This is a genomic window from Pseudomonas sp. P1.8, from assembly GCF_001269805.1.
In the GTDB taxonomy this organism is placed as follows: Bacteria; Pseudomonadota; Gammaproteobacteria; order Pseudomonadales; family Pseudomonadaceae; genus Aquipseudomonas.
Map to the genome: position 1 here is coordinate 115,063 of NZ_LHVM01000007.1, position 22,900 is coordinate 137,962.

At 58.6% G+C, this 22,900-nt stretch carries 20 protein-coding genes; 12 read left to right on the forward strand and 8 right to left on the reverse strand.

Annotated elements, in window-relative coordinates; translation table 11 throughout:
* Positions 1-42: 42 nt before the first annotated feature.
* Together AD668_RS04345 and yejK are read right to left on the reverse strand one after the other, a co-directional pair.
* Entirely contained in the window at positions 43-393 is a 351-nt protein-coding gene (locus tag AD668_RS04345) for a glutaredoxin family protein (protein WP_053155076.1), read from the reverse strand.
* Positions 393-1,397: a nucleoid-associated protein YejK gene (gene yejK, locus AD668_RS04350; protein ID WP_053155078.1), complete on the reverse strand. Its 1,005-nt coding sequence runs from the start codon at positions 1,395-1,397 to the stop codon at positions 393-395. The genes AD668_RS04345 and yejK overlap by 1 nt, the downstream gene beginning before the upstream one ends.
* A gap of 396 nt (positions 1,398-1,793) precedes the next feature.
* Between yejK and AD668_RS04355 the strand changes: the two genes are divergently transcribed.
* Entirely contained in the window at positions 1,794-2,075 is a 282-nt protein-coding gene (locus AD668_RS04355; RefSeq protein WP_007905514.1) for an HU family DNA-binding protein, read from the forward strand.
* A 235-nt stretch (positions 2,076-2,310) separates the two neighbouring features.
* On the forward strand, positions 2,311-2,748 hold the full coding sequence (locus tag AD668_RS04360) for a DUF3757 domain-containing protein (RefSeq protein WP_053155079.1): 438 nt from the start codon (positions 2,311-2,313) through the stop codon (positions 2,746-2,748).
* An 89-nt stretch (positions 2,749-2,837) separates the two neighbouring features.
* On the opposite strand, the gene rlmF is transcribed toward AD668_RS04360, so the two are convergent.
* The 5 genes from rlmF to AD668_RS04385 all read right to left on the reverse strand — a co-directional run bounded on the left by rlmF (position 2,838) and on the right by AD668_RS04385 (position 10,832).
* On the reverse strand, positions 2,838-3,869 hold the full coding sequence (gene rlmF, locus AD668_RS04365) for a 23S rRNA (adenine(1618)-N(6))-methyltransferase RlmF (protein ID WP_053155081.1): 1,032 nt from the start codon (positions 3,867-3,869) through the stop codon (positions 2,838-2,840).
* Positions 3,870-4,035: 166 nt separating this feature from the next.
* Positions 4,036-6,882 (reverse strand): valine--tRNA ligase, encoded by a 2,847-nt coding sequence (locus AD668_RS04370; RefSeq protein ID WP_053155084.1) that lies wholly within the window; start codon positions 6,880-6,882, stop codon positions 4,036-4,038.
* A gap of 232 nt (positions 6,883-7,114) precedes the next feature.
* Positions 7,115-8,431 (reverse strand): MFS transporter, encoded by a 1,317-nt coding sequence (locus AD668_RS04375; protein ID WP_053155086.1) that lies wholly within the window; start codon positions 8,429-8,431, stop codon positions 7,115-7,117.
* A 334-nt stretch (positions 8,432-8,765) separates the two neighbouring features.
* On the reverse strand, positions 8,766-10,007 hold the full coding sequence (locus AD668_RS04380) for an HlyC/CorC family transporter (RefSeq protein WP_053155087.1): 1,242 nt from the start codon (positions 10,005-10,007) through the stop codon (positions 8,766-8,768).
* Between the two features lie 12 nt (positions 10,008-10,019).
* Positions 10,020-10,832, reverse strand: a complete 813-nt coding sequence (locus AD668_RS04385) for an inner membrane protein YpjD (protein WP_053155089.1) — start codon at positions 10,830-10,832, stop codon at positions 10,020-10,022.
* Positions 10,833-11,042: 210 nt separating this feature from the next.
* Between AD668_RS04385 and ffh the strand changes: the two genes are divergently transcribed.
* The 5 genes from ffh to rplS all read left to right on the forward strand — a co-directional run bounded on the left by ffh (position 11,043) and on the right by rplS (position 14,614).
* A complete protein-coding gene (gene ffh, locus AD668_RS04390) occupies positions 11,043-12,419 on the forward strand; it encodes a signal recognition particle protein (protein WP_053155091.1) in 1,377 nt (458 codons plus the stop codon).
* 250 nt (positions 12,420-12,669) lie between these two features.
* A complete protein-coding gene (rpsP, locus tag AD668_RS04395) occupies positions 12,670-12,921 on the forward strand; it encodes a 30S ribosomal protein S16 (RefSeq protein WP_003198088.1) in 252 nt (83 codons plus the stop codon).
* Positions 12,922-12,926: 5 nt separating this feature from the next.
* Complete coding sequence (gene rimM, locus AD668_RS04400; protein ID WP_053155094.1) at positions 12,927-13,463, forward strand: ribosome maturation factor RimM; 537 nt, start codon at positions 12,927-12,929, stop codon at positions 13,461-13,463.
* A 2-nt stretch (positions 13,464-13,465) separates the two neighbouring features.
* Positions 13,466-14,218 carry a tRNA (guanosine(37)-N1)-methyltransferase TrmD gene (gene trmD / locus AD668_RS04405; RefSeq protein WP_053155096.1) on the forward strand — a complete coding sequence of 251 codons (753 nt, stop codon included), beginning with the start codon at positions 13,466-13,468 and terminating at the stop codon, positions 14,216-14,218.
* Positions 14,219-14,263: 45 nt separating this feature from the next.
* On the forward strand, positions 14,264-14,614 hold the full coding sequence (gene rplS / locus AD668_RS04410; protein ID WP_003175895.1) for a 50S ribosomal protein L19: 351 nt from the start codon (positions 14,264-14,266) through the stop codon (positions 14,612-14,614).
* Positions 14,615-14,768: 154 nt separating this feature from the next.
* Here the strand turns inward: rplS and AD668_RS04415 are convergent, their stop codons facing one another.
* A complete protein-coding gene (locus AD668_RS04415; RefSeq protein ID WP_053155098.1) occupies positions 14,769-16,571 on the reverse strand; it encodes a sodium:proton antiporter in 1,803 nt (600 codons plus the stop codon).
* Between the two features lie 107 nt (positions 16,572-16,678).
* Here AD668_RS04415 and xerD point away from each other — a divergent pair, with 107 nt between their 5' ends.
* The 5 genes from xerD (at position 16,679) to AD668_RS04440 (ending at position 22,872) form a co-directional block, all read left to right on the forward strand.
* Positions 16,679-17,575: a site-specific tyrosine recombinase XerD gene (xerD, locus tag AD668_RS04420; protein ID WP_053155100.1), complete on the forward strand. Its 897-nt coding sequence runs from the start codon at positions 16,679-16,681 to the stop codon at positions 17,573-17,575.
* Positions 17,576-17,766: 191 nt separating this feature from the next.
* Entirely contained in the window at positions 17,767-18,498 is a 732-nt protein-coding gene (gene dsbC, locus AD668_RS04425) for a bifunctional protein-disulfide isomerase/oxidoreductase DsbC (RefSeq protein ID WP_053155102.1), read from the forward strand.
* Positions 18,499-18,630: 132 nt separating this feature from the next.
* Complete coding sequence (locus AD668_RS04430; protein WP_053155104.1) at positions 18,631-19,935, forward strand: homoserine dehydrogenase; 1,305 nt, start codon at positions 18,631-18,633, stop codon at positions 19,933-19,935.
* A 68-nt stretch (positions 19,936-20,003) separates the two neighbouring features.
* Positions 20,004-21,413, forward strand: coding sequence for a threonine synthase (gene thrC, locus AD668_RS04435; protein ID WP_053155106.1), 1,410 nt, complete (start codon positions 20,004-20,006; stop codon positions 21,411-21,413).
* 118 nt (positions 21,414-21,531) lie between these two features.
* Positions 21,532-22,872 carry a transporter substrate-binding domain-containing protein gene (locus tag AD668_RS04440; protein WP_053155108.1) on the forward strand — a complete coding sequence of 447 codons (1,341 nt, stop codon included), beginning with the start codon at positions 21,532-21,534 and terminating at the stop codon, positions 22,870-22,872.
* Positions 22,873-22,900: the final 28 nt, after the last annotated feature.

The window sequence follows — 22,900 nt, forward strand, 5'->3', positions numbered from 1 at the left end:
CCCCCCGCCTTCGCTGGCAAGCCAGCTCCAATAATGGAAGGGCTACTTCAAGGCTGCCAGAATCGCATCCGGGTCATACCCGCGAATCAGAGTTCCGTTCACATCAATGATCGGAATCCCGCCACCGCCCAGCGCTTCATAGTCCTTGCGCGCCACGGCGTCCTTCTCGATATCGAATTCCTTGTACGGAATGCCTTTCTGATCGAGAAAACGCCGGGTCAGTTTGCAGTAGCCACACCACTCGGTGGCGTAGAGCACGACGTTGGCTTTGGCCTGGGTCTGCTCGGACACCACTTGCGAGGGGTTGAACGCCCGCTCGATCTTGCCCCAGTTCTGATAGACCACGACCACCAGCAGGATCAGCAGGAACTTCTTCAGTATGCCGGCGAGCATCAGTTGCGTCGCTTGAGCTGGTCGGTGAGCGAGGTCGGAAGGCCCTTGATGATCAACGTGCCGGCTTCTTCGTCGTACTCGATCTTGGAGCCCAGCAAGTGCGCCTCGAAGCTGATCGACAGGCCTTCTGCGCGACCTGTGAAGCGGCGGAACTGGTTGAGGGTGCGTTTGTCGGCCGGAATCTCGGGCGACAGGCCGTAGTCTTTGTTACGGATGTGATCATAGAAGGCTTTCGGACGTTCCTCGTCGATCAGCTCGGAGAGTTCTTCCAGGCCCATCGGCTCGCCGAGCTTGGCCTGGCTACTGGCGTAATCCACCAGGGTCTTGGTTTTCTCACGGGCGTCTTCTTCAGGCAGGTCTTCGCTTTCGACGAAGTCACTGAACGCTTTGAGCAAGGTGCGGGTTTCACCTGGACCGTCGACCCCTTCCTGGCAGCCGATGAAGTCGCGGAAATACTCCGAAACTTTTTTCCCGTTCTTGCCTTTGATAAAGGAAATGTACTGCCTGGACTGTTTGTTGTTTTGCCACTCGGACACGTTGATCCGCGCCGCCAGGTGCAATTGGCCAAGGTCCAGGTGACGGGAAGGCGTGACGTCCAGTTCGTCTGTCACAGCCACGCCTTCACTATGGTGCAGCAGGGCGATGGCCAGGTAATCGGTCATGCCTTGCTGATAGTGGGCGAACAGCACGTGGCCACCGACCGACAGGTTTGACTCTTCCATCAGCTTTTGCAGGTGCTCCACTGCCACGCGGCTGAATGCCGTGAAGTCCTTACCGCCCTCGAAGTATTCTTTCAACCAGCCGCTGAAGGGGTGCGCTCCTGACTCGGCATGGAAGAATCCCCATGCCTTGCCTTGTTTGGCGTTGTAGCTCTCGTTGAGGTCGGCAAGCATGTTTTCGATGGCGCCGGACTCGGCCAGTTCAGAGTCGCGGGCGTGGAGAACTGCGGGCGTGCCGTCGGGTTTTTTGTCGATCAGGTGGACGATGCAATGACGGATCGGCATGGGCTTCTCGGCTGAATGAAGAGAGGAGGGCGTGCTCCCCCGAAAAAGCGCCCAGTGTACCGCAACCACTGGTTTTGGCGCGGCGTGGAGGGTGATTCAGGGCTGACCGGCGGCGTGGAGGCTGTTTTTTACTGTTTTAGCACAATAAAGCTGACCAATCGGGTAGCTAGAGGCGGATATTTCCACGTCTGTGTGCTAGCTTTGCCCGGTCTTGCGCGAAGTCACTGCGTTAAGCCTGCAGTCAGCATGTGTCAGGTCGAACCAAACCCTGATTTCGGTATCTATAACCCCGATCCCGAGGTTATTTGGCCGAGGGTGCCGGATCCAAAAGATCGGGCTCGATGGCTGACATTGCACTCTGCAATCCATATGAATTTGATAGGGAAGGAACACTAAATGGCTCTTACTAAAGACCAACTGATCGCCGACATCGCTGAAGCTATCGACGCGCCGAAAACCACCGCGCGTAACGCTCTGGACCAACTGGGCCAAATCGTTGCCGATCAGCTGGAAAACGGCGGCGAAATCACTCTGCCAGGTATCGGCAAGCTGAAAGTGACTGAGCGTCCTGCCCGTACTGGCCGCAACCCTTCGACTGGCGCTGCCATCGAAATCGCTGCCAAGAAAGTGATCAAGCTGGTTGTGGCCAAAGGCCTGACTGACGCTGTTAACAAGTAAGACTTGTTAAAAAAAACCGTGCGCCGGAGCAATCCGGGCACGGTTTTTTTGTGGGCGTTGATAAATGGAGTCACGTTCGAAGAATGTCGGCACTTTCTCTATGTAAGCGTTGAACTTTCCTACAGCCTTATTGATTGCTCATGCGCCATGGATAAGTAATATCAATGGGGTGCGGCGCTAGGCTTTGCGTAAAAAGCTGAACCTTAATTTCGCTGTTGGTTACAGGGAAGTAATTATGAGAGTCAAACAGTTAGTAATGTGTGTGCCATTTCTTTTTTCCGGTCATGTTCTGGCTGATGAGGGCGAACATTGTCCGAACCCTTCGGTCATCAAGGAGTTCACCGCTGGAACCTACAAAGCGCCAACAACCAGCGGCGGCGGGGAGTGGTATGGCGTTTCGCAGAGCGGCCGGGGTCCGGTGGGTGAGTTCGATGTCGCCATTTTCAGGCCTCACGAAGAGGTTGAGGGCGGCGCTGTCGTCGGTGAGATCCTGCGCTGTGGATACCGACTGCAGGGAGGCGGTGCGCTGGACATGAAGTTCAAGAACGAAGGAACACTGGTGCGTATCGGTACCAATGGGCCGTGGGCCGAGTGGTATAACCAGTACTATTGCGATAACAAGGAAGAGCGAGCCTGTCTGTTCAAGGAAATCGTACGACCGACGAGGCGTTGATGTATTCGATATTTAAATGTTTTTTCAAACCGTGCGCCGAACTCATCCGTGCACGGTTTTTTGTTGGCGCAGAAAAAGCCTTCTGCTGATTATTCAGTCGTTGTCTTGCTCCAGCGTACCTGACGCCAGGTTTGTTGTTGTGCCTGGGTATGGAAAGTCCAGGCGACGAAGCGGCTTTGTTTCTGGCCCTGGGACATCTCCACGACCTGGCTCTGTAGTGCGCCGGCCTTTTTCAGCGCGACCTGGATCGCGGGCAAATTTGAAGCCTTTGACACCAGCGTGCTGAACCACAAGACTTGCTGGCCCACCTGCGCGCTCTCACTGATCAGTTGCGTGACGAACCGTGCCTCGCCACCTTCGCACCACAATTCGGCGGCCTGTCCGCCAAAATTCAGCACCGGCAGTTTTCGCTTCGGATCGGCCTTGCCCAGGGCGCGCCATTTGCGTGTGCTACCTCGAGTGGCCTCATCCAGTGAGGCATGGAACGGTGGATTGCACATGGTCAGATCAAAACGCTCGGCGCTTTCCAGCAAGCCCAGCAGGATCTGTTTGCTGTTGGTCTGTTGGCGAATCTGGATGGCCTTGCTCAAGCCATTGGACTGAACAATTGCTTTGGCCGCGGCAATGGCGGTGGCATCAATTTCAGACCCCAGGAACTGCCAACGATAATCGCTATGTCCGATCAGCGGATACACGCAGTTAGCGCCCATCCCGATGTCAAGAACCTTCACTGCAGCGCCTCTCGGGACCACGCCCTCGTTGACACTGGCCAGCAGGTCGGCAAGAAAGTGCACGTAATCGGCGCGCCCGGGAACCGGTGGGCACAGGTAGTCAGCAGGAATGTCCCAATGGGCGATTCCATAGAAGGACTTGAGCAGTGCTCGGTTGAACACCCGTACCGCGTCCGGGCTGGCGAAGTCGATGCTTTCCTTGCCATACGGATTGATGATCACGAACTTTTTCAGTTCCGGAGTACTTTTGATCAGTGCCGGAAAGTCGTAGCGACCTTGGTGGCGATTGCGTGGGTGCAGGCTGGCTTTCTCGCGCGGCTCCAGAGCTTTGGCCGGGGTGGCGGGTGAGGGCTTTTTGCGCGCAGGTTTGGGGGGGCGAGGAGCGGTCATGGCGGTGGTCGATTCGGGTATGGCCAAAAGTGGCGAGCATTGTCCCACATTGATAGCCCATGCGCCGAACCTGTGTAGGAGCGCCTTCGGCAGCTCCGGGGGATTGGTGGCGTTTGAACAAAAAAGGGAGGCCACCCGGGCCTCCCTTTTTCATTGCGATTTGCCGTTACAAACTGGCAATCCGCGCATGCTGCTCGGCCAGCTTGCCAAGAGCCTGTTCGGCTTCGGCCAGTTTGGCGCGCTCTTTCTCGATGACTTCAGCTGGCGCCTTGTCGACGAAACCCGCGTTGGACAGCTTGCCGCCGACGCGTTGTACTTCGCCTTGCAGGCGCTGGATTTCCTTGTCCAGACGCGCAAGCTCGGCGCCTTTGTCGATCAGGCCGGCCATCGGCACCAGCACTTCCATCTCGCCGACCAAGGCGGTGGCGGACAGCGGTGCTTCTTCGCCAGCAGTCAGCACGGTGATCGATTCGAGGCGGGCCAGTTTCTTTAGCAGCGCTTCGTTTTCGGTCAGGCGACGCTGGTCTTCGGCGCTCACATTTTTCAGGAACAGCGGCAACGGTTTACCTGGGCCGATGTTCATTTCGCCTCGGATGTTACGGGTGCCGAGCATCAGGCCCTTGAGCCATTCGATGTCATCTTCGGCCGCCTGATCGATGCGCGCTTCATTGGCCACTGGCCAAGGTTGCAGCATGATCGTCTTGCCTTCGATGCCGGCCAGCGGCGCGATGCGCTGCCAGATTTCTTCGGTGATGAACGGCATGAACGGGTGCGCCAGGCGCAGGGCGACTTCCAGTACGCGAACCAGGGTACGACGGGTGCCGCGCTGGCGTTCGACCGGAGCGTTTTCGTCCCACAGCACTGGTTTGGACAGTTCCAGGTACCAGTCGCAATATTGGTTCCAGATGAACTCGTACAACGCTTGTGCGGCCAGGTCGAAACGGAACTGGTCGAGTTGACGGGTCACTTCGGCTTCGGTGCGTTGCAGCTGCGAAATGATCCAGCGGTCAGCCAGAGACAGCTCAAAGGCTTCGCCGTTCTGGCCGCAGTCTTCGCCCTTGTCCAGCACGTAGCGCGCCGCGTTCCAGATCTTGTTGCAGAAGTTGCGATAGCCTTCGACGCGGCCCATGTCGAACTTGATGTCGCGACCGGTGGACGCCAGCGAGCAGAAGGTGAAGCGCAGAGCGTCGGTGCCGTAGCTGGCGATGCCTTCGGCAAATTCGTCGCGGGTCTGCTTCTCGATCTTCTTCGCCAGCTTCGGCTGCATCATGCCGGAGGTGCGTTTCTGTACCAGGGCTTCGAGTTCAATGCCGTCGATGATGTCGAGCGGGTCCAGGACGTTGCCCTTGGACTTGGACATCTTCTGGCCCTGGCCATCACGCACCAGACCGTGAACGTAGACAGTCTTGAACGGAACCTGCGGCGTGCCGTCTTCGTTTTTCACCAAGTGCATGGTGAGCATGATCATCCGGGCGACCCAGAAGAAAATGATGTCGAAGCCAGTCACCAGGACGTCGGTAGAGTGGAATTTCTTCAGGAATTCGGTTTTTTCCGGCCAGCCGAGGGTGGAGAACGTCCACAAGCCCGAGCTGAACCAGGTGTCGAGAACGTCGTTGTCCTGTTGCAGCGCAACGTCCGGGCCGAGGTTGTGCTTGGCACGCACTTCGGCTTCATCGCGACCGACGTAGACCTTGCCCGACTCGTCGTACCAGGCCGGAATCCGGTGGCCCCACCACAGCTGACGGCTGATGCACCAGTCCTGGATGTCGCGCATCCACGAGAAGTACATGTTTTCGTACTGTTTCGGCACGAACTGGATACGGCCGTCTTCAACGGCGGCAATCGCAGGCTCGGCCAGAGGCTTGGTGGATACGTACCACTGGTCGGTCAGCCACGGCTCGATGATGGTGCCGGAGCGGTCGCCTTTCGGTACTTTCAGGCCGTGATCGTCGACGCTGACCAGCAGGCCCGCGGCTTCGAACGCAGCAACGATCTGCTTGCGCGCTTCGAAACGGTCGAGGCCGGCGTATTCGGCCGGGATCTTGCCGTCGATGGTCTCGTTCAGCGTCCCGTCGAGGTTGAACACCTGGCAGGCCGGCAGAACGGCGGCGTTCTTGTCGAAGATATTCAGCAGCGGCAGGTTATGGCGCTTGCCGACTTCGTAGTCGTTGAAATCGTGGGCCGGGGTGATTTTCACGCAGCCGGTGCCGAATTCAGGATCGCAGTAATCGTCGGCGATGATCGGGATGCGGCGGCCAACCAGTGGCAGCTCGACAAATTTTCCGATCAGGGCTTTGTAGCGCTCATCGTTCGGGTTAACGGCCACGGCGGAGTCGCCGAGCATGGTTTCCGGGCGGGTGGTCGCGACGATCAGGAAATCGTTGCCTTCGGCGGTTTTGGCGCCGTCGGCAAGCGGGTATTTCAGGTTCCACAGGAAACCTTTCTCGTCGTGGTTCTCCACTTCGAGGTCGGAAATCGCCGTGTGCAGCTTGGTGTCCCAGTTGACCAGGCGCTTGCCGCGGTAGATCAGGCCGTCTTCGTGCAGGCGTACGAACGCTTCCTTAACGGCTTCCGAGAGGCCATCGTCCATGGTGAAGCGCTCACGGCTCCAGTCGACGGACGAGCCGAGGCGGCGGATCTGACGGCTGATGTTGCCGCCGGACTCATCCTTCCACTCCCAGACTTTCTCGAGGAATTTCTCGCGGCCCAGGTCGTGGCGGCTCTGGCCCTTGGCTTCGAGCTGACGCTCCACCAGCATCTGTGTGGCGATGCCGGCGTGGTCGGTGCCCGGCTGCCACAGGGTGTTGCGACCCTGCATGCGGCGAAAACGGATCAGGGCGTCCATGATCGCGTTGTTGAAGCCGTGACCCATGTGCAGGCTGCCGGTGACGTTCGGCGGCGGGATCATGATGGTGTAGGACTCGCCCGCGCCTTGCGGGGCGAAGTAATTCTCAGACTCCCAGGTGTTGTACCAGGAAGTTTCAATGGCGTGCGGCTGGTAGGTCTTATCCATGCGCGGCGGGACCCTATTGGCATTTATTCAGGAAAAGCCGGGAAGTATAGCGGGGATGAGCCGATGCGCGTAGAGCGAGGTGACAGTGGGCGGGGGAAAAGTTGAGGTTTTGTGTTTTGTCAGCGCAGGCCCCTTTGCGGGCAAGCCAGCTCCTACAGGTTATGTGTCGTACAGCTATTTTGTGATCGACACCAAACCCTGTGGGAGCTGGCTTGCCAGCGATGGCGGTCTATCAATCGATGCGATTCAAATCGTTATGCCGCGTTTCCTTCAGGCACAGCACGGCAATCAAGCTCAGCACTGCCGCCGCGGACACATACCCGCCGACATAACTCAACCCACCCATCGCCACCAGCTTCTGCGCGAAAAACGGTGCAGCGGAAGCCCCGACGATACCGCCCAGGTTGTAGGCCGCCGAGGCGCCGGTGTAGCGAACTTGGGTGGGGAACAGCTCTGGCAGCAACGCGCCCATCGGGGCAAATGTCACGCCCATCAGGAACAGCTCGATGCACAGGAACAGCGCCACTCCCCAGGTCGAGCCGTGGGTCAGCAGCGGCTCCATCAGGAATCCGGACAAAATCGCCAGCACGCCTCCAATGATCAGCACCGGCTTGCGCCCGTAACGGTCACTGGCCAAGGCTGACAACGGAGTAGCGGCCGCCATGAACAGCACGGCAATGCACAGCAGTCCGAGGAACGTTTCGCGACTGTAGCCAAGCGTCGACACACCGTAACTCAGCGAAAATACGGTGGAAATGTAAAACAGCGCGTAGCACACCACCATCGCACCGGCTCCCAGCAATACAGGCAGCCAGTATTGACCGAACAGTTCGAACAGCGGGATTTTCACTCTCTCCTGGCGTGCCACGGCGTTGGCGAACACCGGTGTTTCATGCAGCTTGAGGCGCACGTACAGGCCGACCATCACCAGCGCTGCACTGAGCAGGAACGGGATGCGCCAGCCCCACGAGCGGAACTGTTCGTCGTCGAGCAGCATGGCCAATGTCAGGAACAAGCCGTTCGCGGCCAGGAAGCCGATGGAAGGGCCGAGCTGCGGGAACATGCCGAACCATGCGCGTTTGCCTTTGGGGGCATTTTCCGTGGCCAGTAGCGCCGCGCCGCCCCATTCACCGCCCAGTCCCAGGCCTTGGCCGAAACGCAGCACGCAGAGCAATATCGGCGCCCATGCCCCGATACTGTCGTAGCCCGGCAGCACGCCGATCAGCGTGGTGCACACGCCCATCAGCAGGAGGGAGGCGACGAGGGTCGATTTGCGCCCGATGCGGTCGCCGAAGTGGCCGAACAGGGCAGAACCCAGGGGGCGCGCGAGGAAAGCGATGCCAAAGGTAAGAAACGCCGAAAGCATCTGGGCAGTCCCGGACGTTTGCGGAAAGAACACCGGCCCGATGACCAGCGCTGCTGCGGTGGCATAAACGTAGAAATCGTAGAACTCGATGGCGGTGCCGATGAAACTCGCCGTGGCCACGCGGGTGGCGGAGTTGGTCGGTTGTGCAGGAGCGGAGTCGCTGTAAGTCGTGCTGGTCGTCATGCGGTTATCCCTGACAGTCATGTGCTCCGATGGAGCGAATTATTATGGTCGAGAACCCAGGGATGTGGGTGGGGGCGCGGTCGCTGTTCCAGGTAGGAGCAATCGTCGGCTTGCTGCGGATGTGGCTGATGGTCAGGCCGGAAGCTGCGCGGTGCGGGGTAAGCACGGGCCCGGCGAGGCTTGGGTAAGCGAATCGATTATAGGAAGGTAGCTAACGATCAAACAAGTGAGAAGTTTTGAGAGGTTTTGAGAGGATCGCAGCCTCGCTTCGCTCGACAGCTCCTACGGTGAGCGGCGTTGTAGGAGCTGTCGCGGGCTGCGATCTTTTGGCAACTCAGCGGATAGAAACCGCGGGGGGTGAACTGGTCTGCCAGATGAGCACCCGCGTAACACGATTGTCTTCGGTCTCGAGGATTTCCAGGCGATAGCGGCCGATCTTCAGGCATACGGTGCTTTCGGGAATGGTTTCCAGGGCTTCGGTCACCAGGCCGTTCAGGGTTTTCGGGCCGTCGCTCGGCAGGTGCCAGCCGAGGCTCTTGTTCAACTCGCGGATTGACGCAGCGCCGTCGATCACCAGGCGTCCATCGGCTTGAGGGTGAATGTGCGGATTATCGAGCCTGTGCTGGCTTTCGAACTCCCCGACGATTTCCTCAAGAATGTCTTCCAGTGTGACGATGCCCAGCACTTCACCATATTCGTCGACCACCATGCCTAAACGCCGCTGTTGCTTGTGGAAGTTGAGCAGTTGCAGTTGAAGAGGGGTGCTTTCCGGGACGAAATACGGTTCGCGACTGGCTGCCAGCAGCGCTTCTCGGGTCAGGCTCGCATCAGGTAGCAGGTGGAGGATGTGCCGGGTGTTGAGCACGGCTTCGACCTGATTGATATCGCTGTGGAATACCGGCAAACGAGTGCGTCTGTTGTGTCGCAATTGTTCGATGATTTCGTCGATGGGGTCGTCAAGGTTGATCCCGTCGACATCGCTGCGAGGGACGAGAATGTCATTGACCGTGATGTTGTCCAGGGCGTGGATGCCCGACAACGGGTGAGGGCGGCAGATAACATTTTCGGCGGTGTCCTGCCGTTCAGTCAGTGCCTCCTCTTCACTTTGTTGTACCACTTTGACTTTGCGAGCAAATGGCCGCACCAGTAACTGGCTGATGCCTTTAAGCAACCAGGCGGCGGGATAGACGATTTTCAGGGGGACGCGAAGCAGGTTGTTGCCTTGGGCCAGGATCGCCTCGGGATAGCGGGCAGCAAGGGCGCGGGGCAGGTAATCGGCGAACATCAGCACGACTGCGCCCGCTCCCAGACAGGCAATCCATGGGCCGTTTTCGGACCAGGTAAAAATCGCCAGCAGGGTGCTGATGACCACCACGAGAGCGCGGCACAGGGTATTGCAGAAGATCAGGCTGTCGAGGGGGAAGCTCAGTTTCGCCAGTGGCTTATCGCTGGAACGCGTTGCCGTGCGCTGGGCCAGCAGATGCTGGTGCGCCGTTTCGATGGCCGTAAACAGCCCCGACCATAAAATCAGCAGGGCCACTACTGCGAGCATCGGCCCTATGGGCAAGTCGTCCATTAATGCCGCCCGTCAGATATGCAGGATGTATTCACGAACCAGCTTGCTGCCGAAGTACGCCAGCATCAGCAGGCAAAACCCGGCCAGGGTCCAGCGAATGGCTTTGTGACCGCGCCAGCCGAGACGGTTGCGACCCCATAGCAGAACACTGAAGACAATCCAGGCCAGGCACGCCAGCAAGGTTTTATGCACCAGGTGCTGGGCGAACAGGTTCTCGACGAACAGCCAGCCAGAAATCAGCGACAGCGACAGCAGCGTCCAGCCGGCCCAGAGGAAACCGAACAGCAGGCTTTCCATGGTTTGCAGCGGCGGGAAGTTTTTGATCAGCCCGGACGGGTGTTTGTGCTTGAGCTGGTGATCTTGTACCAGCAGCAGCAAGGACTGGAAAACCGCAATGGTGAACATGCCGTAGGCAAGGATCGACAGCAGGATGTGCGCGAGGATGCCCGGCTCCTCGTCGATGATCTGTACCGTGCCGGCCGGGGCGAACTGCGCCAGCAACACGGTCAAGGCGCCGAGCGGGAACAGCAACACCAGCAGGTTTTCCACCGGAATTCGCGTGCAGGCCAGCAGACTCAAGGCAATGACGGCGGCGGCAATCAGGCTGGCGGCACTGAAAAAGTCCAGGCCCAGACCGATCGGGGTCAACAGATGGGTGAGCAGGCTGGCGCTATGGGCCAGCACGGCAAGCACGCCGAGCGTAACCAGCAGGCGCTTGTTGGCCTTGGCGCCGGAAGCCAGGCGAGTGCCCTGGTAAATGGTCGCAGCGGCATATAAGCAGGCGGCGGCGAGGGTCGTAAGCAAGCTGGGTGACAAGGGGAGCATAAATCCTGTTAGGCAAGCCCGAAAGTCGCTGAGTTTGGCATAGAACCCCCGCCACACGAAAGACCGCGCAAGCTGACAGCGAGGTGTCCGTTGGCCGCAGTCTTCGCTATAATCCGCGACCTGCCCACGCCGCAGGCTCGCCGAGCACACGTTTAGTCCGGTCCGGGCCGCCATTATCCCGGTCTACACAGGGCCTGAAAGGATCGCGCAATGTTTGAAAACTTAACCGACCGTCTCTCGCAGACGCTGCGCCATGTCACCGGCAAGGCCAAGCTGACCGAAGACAACATCAAAGACACCCTGCGTGAAGTGCGCATGGCGTTGCTCGAAGCCGACGTCGCCCTGCCGGTGGTGAAGGACTTCGTCAATTCGGTGAAAGAACGCGCTGTCGGCACCGAGGTGTCGCGCAGCCTGACGCCGGGCCAGGCCTTTGTGAAGATCGTCCAGGCCGAACTCGAAAGCCTGATGGGCGCGGCCAACGAAGACCTGAACCTGAGCGCAGTGCCGCCAGCGGTCATCCTGATGGCCGGCTTGCAGGGTGCGGGTAAAACCACCACCGCCGGTAAACTTGCGCGCTTCCTTAAAGAGCGCAAGAAGAAGACCGTCATGGTCGTGTCCGCCGACGTTTACCGTCCTGCGGCGATCAAGCAGCTGGAAATGCTTGCCGGTGAGGTTGGCGTTACCTTCTTCCCGTCCGACCTGAGCCAGAAGCCGGTCGAGATCGCGCAAGCGGCTATCAAGGAAGCAAAACTCAAATTCATCGACGTGGTCATCGTCGATACCGCCGGTCGTCTGCACATCGATGAAGAGATGATGGGCGAGATCAAGGCGCTGCATGCCGCGATCAATCCGGTCGAAACCCTGTTCGTGGTCGACGCCATGACCGGCCAGGATGCCGCCAACACGGCCAAGGCTTTCGGCGACGCGCTGCCGTTGACCGGTGTGATCCTGACCAAGGTCGACGGCGACGCCCGTGGCGGTGCTGCGCTGTCGGTCCGTGCAATCACCGGCAAGCCGATCAAGTTCATCGGTATGGGCGAGAAGAGCGAAGCGCTCGACCCGTTCCACCCTGAGCGTATTGCCTCGCGTATTCTCGGCATGGGCGACGTGCTCAGCCTGATCGAGCAGGCAGAAGCGACTCTCGACAAGGACAAGGCCGATAAACTGGCCAAGAAACTGAAGAAAGGCAAAGGCTTCGACCTTGAAGACTTCCGCGATCAGCTGCAACAAATGAAGAACATGGGCGGCCTCGGCGGCCTCATGGACAAGCTGCCGAACATGGGCGGCGTGAACCTGGCGCAAATGGGCAACGCTCAAGGTGCGGCAGAGAAGCAATTCAAGCAGATGGAAGCCATCATCAACTCCATGACCCCGGCCGAGCGCCGCGACCCTGAGATGATCAGCGGTTCGCGCAAACGTCGGATTGCCATGGGTTCCGGCACTCAGGTGCAGGACATCGGTCGCTTGATCAAGCAGCACAAGCAGATGCAGAAGATGATGAAGAAATTCTCCGCCAAAGGCGGAATGGCCAAGATGATGCGCGGCATGGGCGGTATGTTGCCCGGCGGCGGCATGCCGAAGATGTAAAGAATCCGCGCCGGCCATCGGGTCGGCGCTGCCCCACACGGACGTGGGATACACAGCAAACCCGCACTTGGCGGGAGCTGATCGGCCGTTTTCAACGACGGCTCTATAGCAAATCTGCATGGCGACCGATAGGCCGCCAGAAAAAGACATTTGCAAAAGTCCGGATATTCCTTAGAATATGCGGCCTTTCGGGCACCTATGCCCGCTGTGCCTTTAGATTTGCAGCACCGACTACAGGAACGATGTTCACATGCTAACAATCCGTCTTGCCCTTGGCGGCTCCAAAAAGCGCCCGTTTTACCACTTGACCGTAACCGACAGCCGCAACCCGCGCGACGGTTCGCACAAGGAACAGGTTGGTTTCTTCAACCCTGTTGCTCGTGGTCAAGAAGTCCGTTTGTCCGTGAACCAAGAGCGCGTAGCCTACTGGCTGAGCGTTGGTGCACAACCTTCTGAGCGCGTTGCTCAGTTGTTGAAGGAATCTGCTAAGGCTGCGGCCTGAGCAATATGAACGCGACGCCAGCTGTTGCTGATGATTTGATCGTTATCGGCAAGATTTACTCGGTTCACGGCGTTCGCGGCGAAGTGAAGGTGTACTCCTTTACTGATCCGATTAAGAACCTGCTGGAATACAAAACCTGGACGCTCAAGCGTGACGGCAATGTAAAGCAGGTAGAGCTGGTCAGCGGACGCGGGAACGACAAGTTCCTGGTCGCAAAGCTCAAGGGTCTCGATGATCGCGAAGAAGCTCGTCTTCTGGCCGGTTATGAGATCTGTGTGCCGCGCAACCTGTTCCCTGAACTCACCGACGGCGAGTACTACTGGTACCAGCTGGAAGGTCTCAAGGTCATCGACACCCTCGGACAATTGTTCGGGAAGATCGATCACCTGCTGGAGACCGGCTCGAATGATGTAATGGTGGTCAAGCCATGCGCTGGCAGCCTGGATGATCGCGAACGCCTGTTGCCCTATACCGAGCAATGCGTGTTGGCCATCGACCTGGCAGCAGGTGAGATGAAGGTGGATTGGGATGCGGACTTCTAAGCGTGGCTAACTTGCGCGTAGAAGTGATCAGTTTGTTTCCCGAGATGTTCTCCGCCATCAGCGAGTACGGCATCACCAGTCGTGCGGTGAAACAGGGGCTCTTGCAGCTGACCTGTTGGAATCCGCGAGACTACACGACGGATCGACATCACACTGTGGACGATCGCCCGTTTGGCGGTGGTCCGGGCATGGTGATGAAGATCAAACCCCTGGAAGATGCTCTGGTTCAGGCCAAGGCAGCAGCCGGGGAGGCGGCGAAGGTGATTTACCTGTCCCCCCAAGGCCGTCAACTGAATCAGTCGGCGGTACGCGAGTTGGCGAATCTGGATGCACTGATCCTGATTGCCGGCCGCTATGAAGGCATTGACGAGCGTTTTATTGATGCTCATGTCGATGAAGAGTGGTCGATTGGCGACTATGTACTGTCTGGCGGCGAGCTGCCGGCGATGGTCCTGATCGATGCGGTTACACGACTGCTGCCTGGAGCTTTAGGGCATGCGGACTCCGCAGAGGAAGATTCCTTTACGGATGGTTTGCTGGATTGCCCGCACTACACCCGACCGGAGGTGTATGCGGATCAGCGTGTTCCCGACGTATTGCTAAGTGGCAATCACGCGCACATCCGGCGTTGGCGTTTACAGCAGTCCCTTGGTCGGACCTATGAACGACGCGCCGATCTTCTGGAAAGCCGCTCGCTTTCTGGAGAAGAGAAGAAGCTGCTCGAGGAATACATCCTCGAGCGGGACGATAGTTAACAACGTATCGATGGTAGATCCGACGATTTACCTTAGGAGCACAGCATGACTAACAAAATCATCCTTGCACTCGAAGCAGAGCAGATGACCAAAGAGATCCCTACCTTTGCCCCGGGCGACACCATTGTCGTTCAGGTGAAAGTGAAGGAAGGCGACCGTTCGCGTCTGCAAGCGTTCGAAGGTGTTGTTATCGCCAAGCGTAACCGCGGCGTAAACAGTGCATTCACCGTTCGTAAAATCTCCAACGGTGTTGGCGTAGAACGTACTTTCCAGACCTACAGCCCGCAAATCGACAGCATGGCCGTTAAACGTCGCGGTGACGTACGTAAAGCCAAGCTGTACTACCTGCGTGACCTGTCTGGTAAAGCAGCTCGCATCAAGGAAAAACTGGCTTAAGTCCAGCTTCCGATGCAGAAAAAAGCAGCCTACGGGCTGCTTTTTTGTTGCCTGCGATTTGGTGCCTGGTTGAAAAGATCGCAGCCTGCGGCAGCTCCTACAGATTGAATTCAGATCTCCCGTGGGAGCTGCCGAAGGCTGCGATCTTTTGGATTTACGCCGTCTCCGGCTGGATCAGCGCCAGCAGCGTCCACCCAGCCGCAAGCTTGAGCGTACTGTCGGGTGTCACCACATGCACCCAGCCACTGTCATCGCGCACGAACAGCAAGGTCGCCCGATCACCATGCAGTGCGCGGTAGTCGTTCCAGCCAAAGCCATCCGTCAACGTCGTGCTGTACAGTTCGGAACCCTGACTCAACTGACTCGCAAGCTTGGCGTAGGTCAGTGCTTCACTGCCCAGTTGATTGCCCCGATGTTCCAGGCTGGTGCGATGTTTGTCTGTGCGACGGTTTTCCTGGCCGCTGGCCAGACCGAACATCCGCTGATGGCCCAGTTCATGACGAAAGCGCATCAGCGCCAGCGTGTTCATTTCACCGGACGGTGAGAGGGCCAGAAGATGTCCCAGTCCGACCAGATCCAGATGGGCATCGGCGTGTTGCGAGGCCGGGTTGCCGAAGTAGGTGGGCAAGCCCTCCATTCGCGCGGCGCGAATGTTCTCCCAGCTTGAGTCTGTCAATAACACTCGGCTGCCCAATTGTTGCAGTGCTTTGCCCAGCGTGCGCGCAGGTCCGTTGGCCCCAATGATCAAAAAACCGCTCGGTGCCGGTTCCGCGACGTTCAGCAAGCGCGCCAGCGGCCGGGCTGTCGCACTTTGCAAAACAACGGTGCCGATAATCACCGCGAACGTCAGCGGCACCAGCAGCAACGCACCTTGATGTCCTGCCTCGTGCAAGCGAATGGCGAAGATTGCCGACACGGCCGCCGCAACAATCCCCCTCGGAGCAATCCACGCCAACAGTGCGCGTTCGCGCCAGCTCAGGCTCGACCCGGCCGTACTGAGCAGCACGTTCAAAGGGCGCGCGATGAACTGGATGATCAGCAGCAGAATCAGCACCAGAGGCCCGAGACCGATCATCGCGTTCAGATCCAGTCGTGCCGCCAGTAGAATGAACAGCCCCGAAATCAGCAGGACGCTGAGGTTCTCCTTGAAATGCAGGATATGCCGCACGTCCACGCCTTTCATGTTGGCCAGCCACATGCCCATCAGCGTGACGGCGAGCAAGCCGGATTCGTGCGTGACTTCGTTGGAGGCGATAAAAATCCCCAGAACGGCGGCGAGCGCTGCCAGGTTATGAAGGTATTCCGGCAGCCACTGGCGGCGCATCAAAGTACCGAGCAACCACCCACCAAATATCCCGAAAAGACTGCCACACAGAATCACGCCGCCGAAAGTCAGCAAGCTCTCTTTAAGGCCGTTACCTTCGGTGTTGGCAATGATGAAGCTGTAGACGACCACGGCGAGCAGCGCGCCGATAGGATCAATGACGATACCTTCCCAGCGAAGGATGTTGGCAATCGACGCCTTGGGCCGTACGACGCGCAACATGGGTACGATCACGGTCGGCCCGGTGACCAGGGTCAGGCTGCCAAAAAGAATCGACAGCATCCAGTCGAAACCCAGCAACCAGTGTGTGGCGACGGCAATTACAATCCAGGTTGAGAGCGCGCCCAGTGTCACCAGTCGATGAACGACACTGCCGATTTCACGCCATTCCGACAGATGCAGCGTCAGGCTGCCTTCAAACAGAATCAACGCTACCGCCAGCGACACCAATGGCATCAGCAATGGGCCAAACATTTCCTGCGGGTCGAGCAAGTGCAGCACCGGCCCGGCCAGAATGCCGGTCAACAGCAAAAAAAGAATCGCCGGCAGCTTCAGGCGCCAGGCTAACCACTGGCAGCCCAGTGCCGCCGCACCGATACCGCCAAACGCCAACAATATTTGCTGCTCGCTCATTGCTGCTCCCTGTTCCTTGAGATGGCGGCCTATGAAAGACTAGCGGCCAATTCCCTGTCCATTTTTAATTTTGTGCGCAGCTTTGAGGCTACGCGACTTGAGTGCCCATGCCTGCCATCGATCATCCGCTGATAGACCAATTCCTCGATGCCCTGTGGCTGGAAAAAGGCCTTTCCGATAACACCCGCGATGCCTATCGCAGTGACCTGGCCCTGTTCAACGGCTGGTTGCAGGAAAAAGGCCTGGAGTTGATCAATGCCGGGCGCGAGCTGATTCTCGATCACCTTGCCTGGCGGCTGGAGCAAAACTACAAGCCTCGGTCCACGGCACGATTTCTCTCCGGTGTGCGTGGCTTTTATCGCTATCTGTTGAGGGAAAAACTGATCTCGGTCGATCCCACCTTGCGTGTGGATATGCCGCAACTCGGTCGTCCATTGCCAAAATCCCTGTCGGAAGCCGATGTGGAAGCACTGCTCAAAGCGCCGGATCTGAGCGAAGCCATCGGTCAGCGTGATCGCGCCATGCTCGAAGTGTTGTATGCCTGTGGCCTGCGTGTGACGGAGCTGATCAGCCTGACACTGGAGCAGGTCAATCTGCGCCAAGGGGTTTTGCGGGTGATGGGCAAGGGCAGCAAGGAACGCCTGGTGCCGATGGGCGAGGAAGCGATTGTCTGGGTCGAACGCTACATGCGTGATGCACGTTGTGAGCTACTCGGCGGACGCCCCAGCGATGTGTTGTTTCCCAGCTTGCGTGGCGAGCAGATGACCCGCCAGACCTTCTGGCACCGGATCAAGCATCAGGCCAAGGTGGCGGGGATCGGCAAGTCGTTGTCGCCGCACACGCTGCGCCATGCCTTCGCCACGCATCTGCTCAATCACGGCGCTGATTTGCGGGTGGTGCAGATGCTGTTGGGACACAGCGATTTGTCGACGACACAGATTTATACCCACGTTGCCAGGGCGCGGTTGCAAGACCTGCACGCCAAACACCATCCCCGCGGCTGACGACGTACTCTACAGGGGAACATCATCCATCTATGCGTCATGCGTCGAGCTCGTGTTGTCTGGCGACAGGCGCATTCGGCCACACGGACCTTATGTGATAGGCTTTGCCGGTTTGCACGATGGGCGGTTATGACCCGGTGTTTCGGCACGGGTGTTCTAGTCGTCCCATATGTTCGCCTTCAGGAGTTCTCATGCGTCTGACCCAGATTATCGCCGCCGCAGCCATTGCGTTGGTCAGCACCTTTGCCGTCGCCGACGACGCGGCCGACAAAGCCATTCGTAAGAGTCTGGAAAACCTCCAGCTCGAAGTGCCGGTAGAAACCATCACCGCCAGCCCGCTGCCGGGCCTGTACGAAGTCAAACTCAAGGGCAGCCGCGTTCTCTACGCCAGCGCCGACGGCCAATACGTGGTTCAGGGCTACCTGTTCGATCTCAAGGGCGGTAAGCCAGTCAACCTGACCGAAAAAACCGAACGCCTGGGCATCTCCAAACTGGTCAACGATATTCCGGTCGCCGAAACCGTGGTGTACCCGGCCATTGGCGAAACCAAGTCGCACATCACCGTATTCACTGACACCACTTGCCCGTACTGCCACAAGCTGCATGCGGAAGTGCCTGAGTTGAACAAGCGCGGCATTGAAGTGCGCTACGTCGCGTTCCCGCGCCAGGGCCTGGGTTCGCCGGGTGACGAGCAACTGCAAGCAGTGTGGTGCTCCAAAGACAAGAAAGCGGCCATGGACAAAATGGTCGATGGCAAGGAAATCAAGGCCGCCAAATGCGATAACCCGGTTTCCAAGCAGTTCGCTCTGGGTCAGTCGATCGGCGTGAACGGCACACCGGCCATCGTTTTGGCCGACGGTCAGGTCATTCCGGGCTACCAGCCTGCGCCACAAGTCGCCAAACTGGCGCTGGGCGCGAAATAGATTCGCATTGTCAGGGCCAGCCTTGACGATCATGGTCCGGCAGCGACATCGCCGGGCCATTAATAGAGAGCCGCGAGCACGCGGTTGTTTTCACGGCCGGCCTTGAGTCGGTCGTTTTATGGGGAGTTCACAGTGAAACCGGTCAAAGTAGGCATCTGTGGGTTAGGAACCGTCGGTGGCGGTACCTTCAACGTACTTCAGCGCAACGCCGAGGAAATTGCTCGTCGTGCCGGGCGTGGGATCGAAGTGGCACAAATTGCCATGCGCACGCCAAAGCCTCAGTTCCAAACGACCGGTATTGCGATTACCAACGATGTCTTCGAAGTGGCCACGAACCCTGAGATCGACATCGTGATAGAGCTGATGGGCGGCTACACCGTTGCCCGCGAGCTGGTACTCAAGGCCATCGAGAATGGCAAGCATGTGGTCACCGCGAACAAGGCTCTGATTGCCGTTCACGGTAACGAAATTTTCGCCAAGGCTCGCGAGAAGGGCGTGATTGTCGCGTTCGAAGCGGCCGTGGCCGGTGGCATCCCGGTGATCAAGGCGATCCGTGAAGGCCTGTCCGCCAACCGCATCAACTGGGTGGCCGGCATCATCAACGGCACCGGCAACTTCATCCTCACGGAAATGCGCGAGAAGGGTCGCACCTTCGAAGACGTATTGGCCGAAGCCCAGGCACTGGGTTATGCCGAGGCTGATCCGACCTTCGACGTTGAGGGTATCGACGCCGCTCACAAGCTGACGATCCTGGCATCCATCGCGTTCGGCATTCCGCTGCAATTCGACAAGGCCTACACCGAAGGCATCACCAGGCTGACCACCGCTGACGTGAACTACGCCGAAGCGCTGGGCTACCGCATCAAGCACCTGGGCGTGGCGCGCAGCACTGCAGCCGGTATCGAGTTGCGCGTGCACCCGACGCTGATCCCGGCCGATCGCCTGATCGCCAACGTCAACGGCGTGATGAACGCGGTGATGGTCAACGGCGATGCTGCCGGTTCGACCCTGTTCTACGGCGCCGGCGCCGGCATGGAGCCGACCGCTTCGTCGGTGATCGCCGACCTGGTGGACGTGGTTCGCGCCATGACGTCGGACCCGGAAAACCGCGTGCCGCACCTGGCATTCCAGCCGGATTCGCTGTCGGCTCACCCGATCCTGCCGATCGAAGCCTGCGAAAGTGCCTACTACCTGCGCATTCAGGCCAAGGATCATCCGGGTGTGTTGGCACAGGTCGCGAGCATCCTCTCGGAGCGCGGCATCAACATTGAGTCGATCATGCAGAAGGAAGCCGAGGAACACGACGGCCTGGTGCCAATGATCCTGCTGACCCACCGCGTGCTGGAACAGCACATCAACGATGCCATCGCTGCTCTGGAAGCCCTGGCGGGTGTGGTCGGTCCGGTTGTACGGATTCGTGTCGAGCACCTGAACTAAGTCGTAGTCGTTACCGGGCGTCGTTGCAGGCGCTCGGCATTGCGAACACTGTCCCAATGGAGTCAGTCATGCGTTACATCAGCACTCGCGGCCAGGCACCGGCCCTTAATTTCGAAGACGTCCTGCTGGCAGGTCTTGCCACCGACGGCGGTCTGTACGTCCCGGAAAACCTGCCACGTTTCACCCAGGAAGAAATCGCTTCCTGGGCCGGCCTGCCGTACCACGAGCTGGCTTTCCGAGTCATGCGCCCGTTCGTGACCGGCAGCATTCCGGACGCCGATTTCAAAAAGATTCTTGAAGAAACCTACGGTGTGTTCGCCCACAGCGCCGTTGCGCCGCTGCGTCAACTGAACGGCAACGAGTGGGTGCTGGAGCTGTTCCACGGCCCGACCCTGGCGTTCAAGGACTTCGCCCTGCAACTGCTCGGTCGCCTGCTCGACTACGTGCTGGAAAAGCGCGGCGAGCGTGTGGTGATCGTCGGCGCCACCTCCGGTGACACCGGCTCTGCCGCCATCGAAGGCTGCAAGCACTGCGAAAACGTCGACATCTTCATCCTGCACCCGCACAACCGGGTGTCTGAAGTGCAGCGTCGGCAGATGACCACCATTTTCGGTGAGAACATCCACAACATCGCCATCGAAGGCAACTTCGATGATTGCCAGGAAATGGTCAAGGCGAGCTTCGCCGACCAGGGCTTCCTCAAGGGCACTCGCCTGGTCGCTGTGAATTCGATCAACTGGGCGCGGATCATGGCCCAGATCGTTTACTACTTCCATGCAGCCCTGCAACTGGGCGGTCCGGCGCGTTCGGTGGCGTTCTCGGTGCCGACCGGCAACTTTGGCGACATCTTCGCCGGTTACCTGGCCCGCAACATGGGCCTGCCGATCAACCAGTTGATCGTCGCAACCAACCGCAACGATATCCTGCACCGCTTCATGAGCGGCAACCAGTACGTCAAGGAAACCCTGCACGCCACTCTGTCGCCGTCGATGGACATCATGGTGTCGTCGAACTTCGAACGCCTGCTGTTCGACCTGCACGGTCGCAATGGCGCGGCAATCGCCGGGCTGATGGATTCGTTCAAGCAGGGCGGTGGTTTCAGCGTCGAGCAAGAGCGCTGGACCGAAGCCCGCAAATTGTTCGACTCGTTGGCTGTGGATGACGCGCAAACGTGCGAAACCATCGCCGAAGTCTACGAGCAGACCGGTGAAGTACTCGATCCGCACACCGCGATTGGTGTCAAAGCCGCACGTGAATGCCGTCGCAGCCTGGACATTCCAATGGTGATCCTGGGCACTGCCCATCCGGTCAAATTCCCGGATGCCGTGGAAAAGGCCGGTGTAGGAAAATCGCTTGAACTGCCTGCACATCTTTCTGATTTGTTTGAGCGAGATGAGCGTTGCACCGTATTGCCGAATGACCTGAAAGCCGTACAGGCCTTTGTCAGTCAGCATGGCAACCGTGGCAAGCCGTTGTAACGGTCAAAGCTGTCACATTTTGAAGCCCGTCTCCTGACGGGCTTTTTCATTTCTGCATGCACACTTGTCGTGTTGTCGCCCAGAAAGGAGGGGCGAGTCAATCACGAAGGATGTGGCAATGCTGTTTTCAAAAGAGGTTAAACCGGCCGCGTATTGGCTATTTCTGCTCGCAGTCATGAGCATCGGCCAATGGGGTATTGCGGCGCCGATGGACATGCAGGAGAGCGATGCGACGGTCACGCTGGATGCGCAGGAGTTGCAGTGGATCGCGACTCACCCGCGCGTCGTCGTCACGGCACTGGATTATCCGTTGTATCTGTTCAAGGACAAGCAGGGTCAATGGAGCGGCTTGCACTCTGATGTACTCAAGCGCATCAGCGTGATGACGGGGTTGCAGTTCGTTTTCGAGGAGTCGTTTTCTACCGATCAGATGCTGGTGAAGCTGGAAGGTGGCAGGGCGGATTTGAGTTCAATGCTGTCGATGAACGACGAGCGCAAGACGTTACTGGATTTCAGTCATGCGTTTGGTGGTGCCGGTTGGGTATTTGTCGGACGAGTCGGGGCGCCGCAGGTGCAATCGCTGGAAGAACTGGCGAAACGGGTGCTGGTGCTGCCGGCCCGGCATGCACTGGAAGCGGCGATCCGTCGCGACTACCCGGCCATTGAGTTGCGTACGGTGAAAACCAACGCCGAGGCACGTGCCTGGGTTGAAAGCGGTGACGCCTACGCCACCATCGAAAATGAAGTTGGAGCGCAGCTCTATCCCTCCGGATTGTTGCAGGTCGGTGCCGTGGTACCGGGCATATGGGACGCGGATTACCTGTCGGTGCGCAAGGGGCAGCCGCAATTGTTAAGCATCCTGAACAAGGCCCTGAATGCTTTTCCTCCCGAAGAATTGCGTGCCATTCGCCTGAAGTGGTTCAGTGGCGTCACGCCATCTGAGGTGCCCGGTCTGTGGCAGAAGCTGCGCCATTGGATGTGCGAAGGAATCGTTATCGCCAGCGTATTCGGCCTGTTGTCGCTGCTGTGGAACCGGCGTTTGACGGTGCTGGTCAGGCAGCGGTTCGAGGCCGAAAAGAGCCTCAGTGATCAACTCGCCTTCCAGCACGCATTGCTGGACGCCATGCCTGATCCAATGTTTGTCCGTGACCTGCAAGGGCGATTGGTTATGTGCAATAAAAGCTATGAGGAGGTGTTGTCGACCCGGTTTGATCAGGTTCAAGGTCGACAGTTGATCGAGGTCGACGTCTTGCCGAAACGCACCGCTGAGCTTCTGCATGCCGAATTCATGAGCCAGCTGGAAACACGCCGGACTCGTTTTATTGAGCGGCAATTAAGGTTCAAGGACGGTATCAGGGATGTCTACCAGTGGACGGTGCCGTTTTATGGCGCAGACGGGCAGTTGCGTGGGTTGCTGGGCGGTTGGGCCGAAATCGATCGACGAAGCCGACAGGCGTGACGGCGGCGTTTTTTCTCTGTCATGTTCG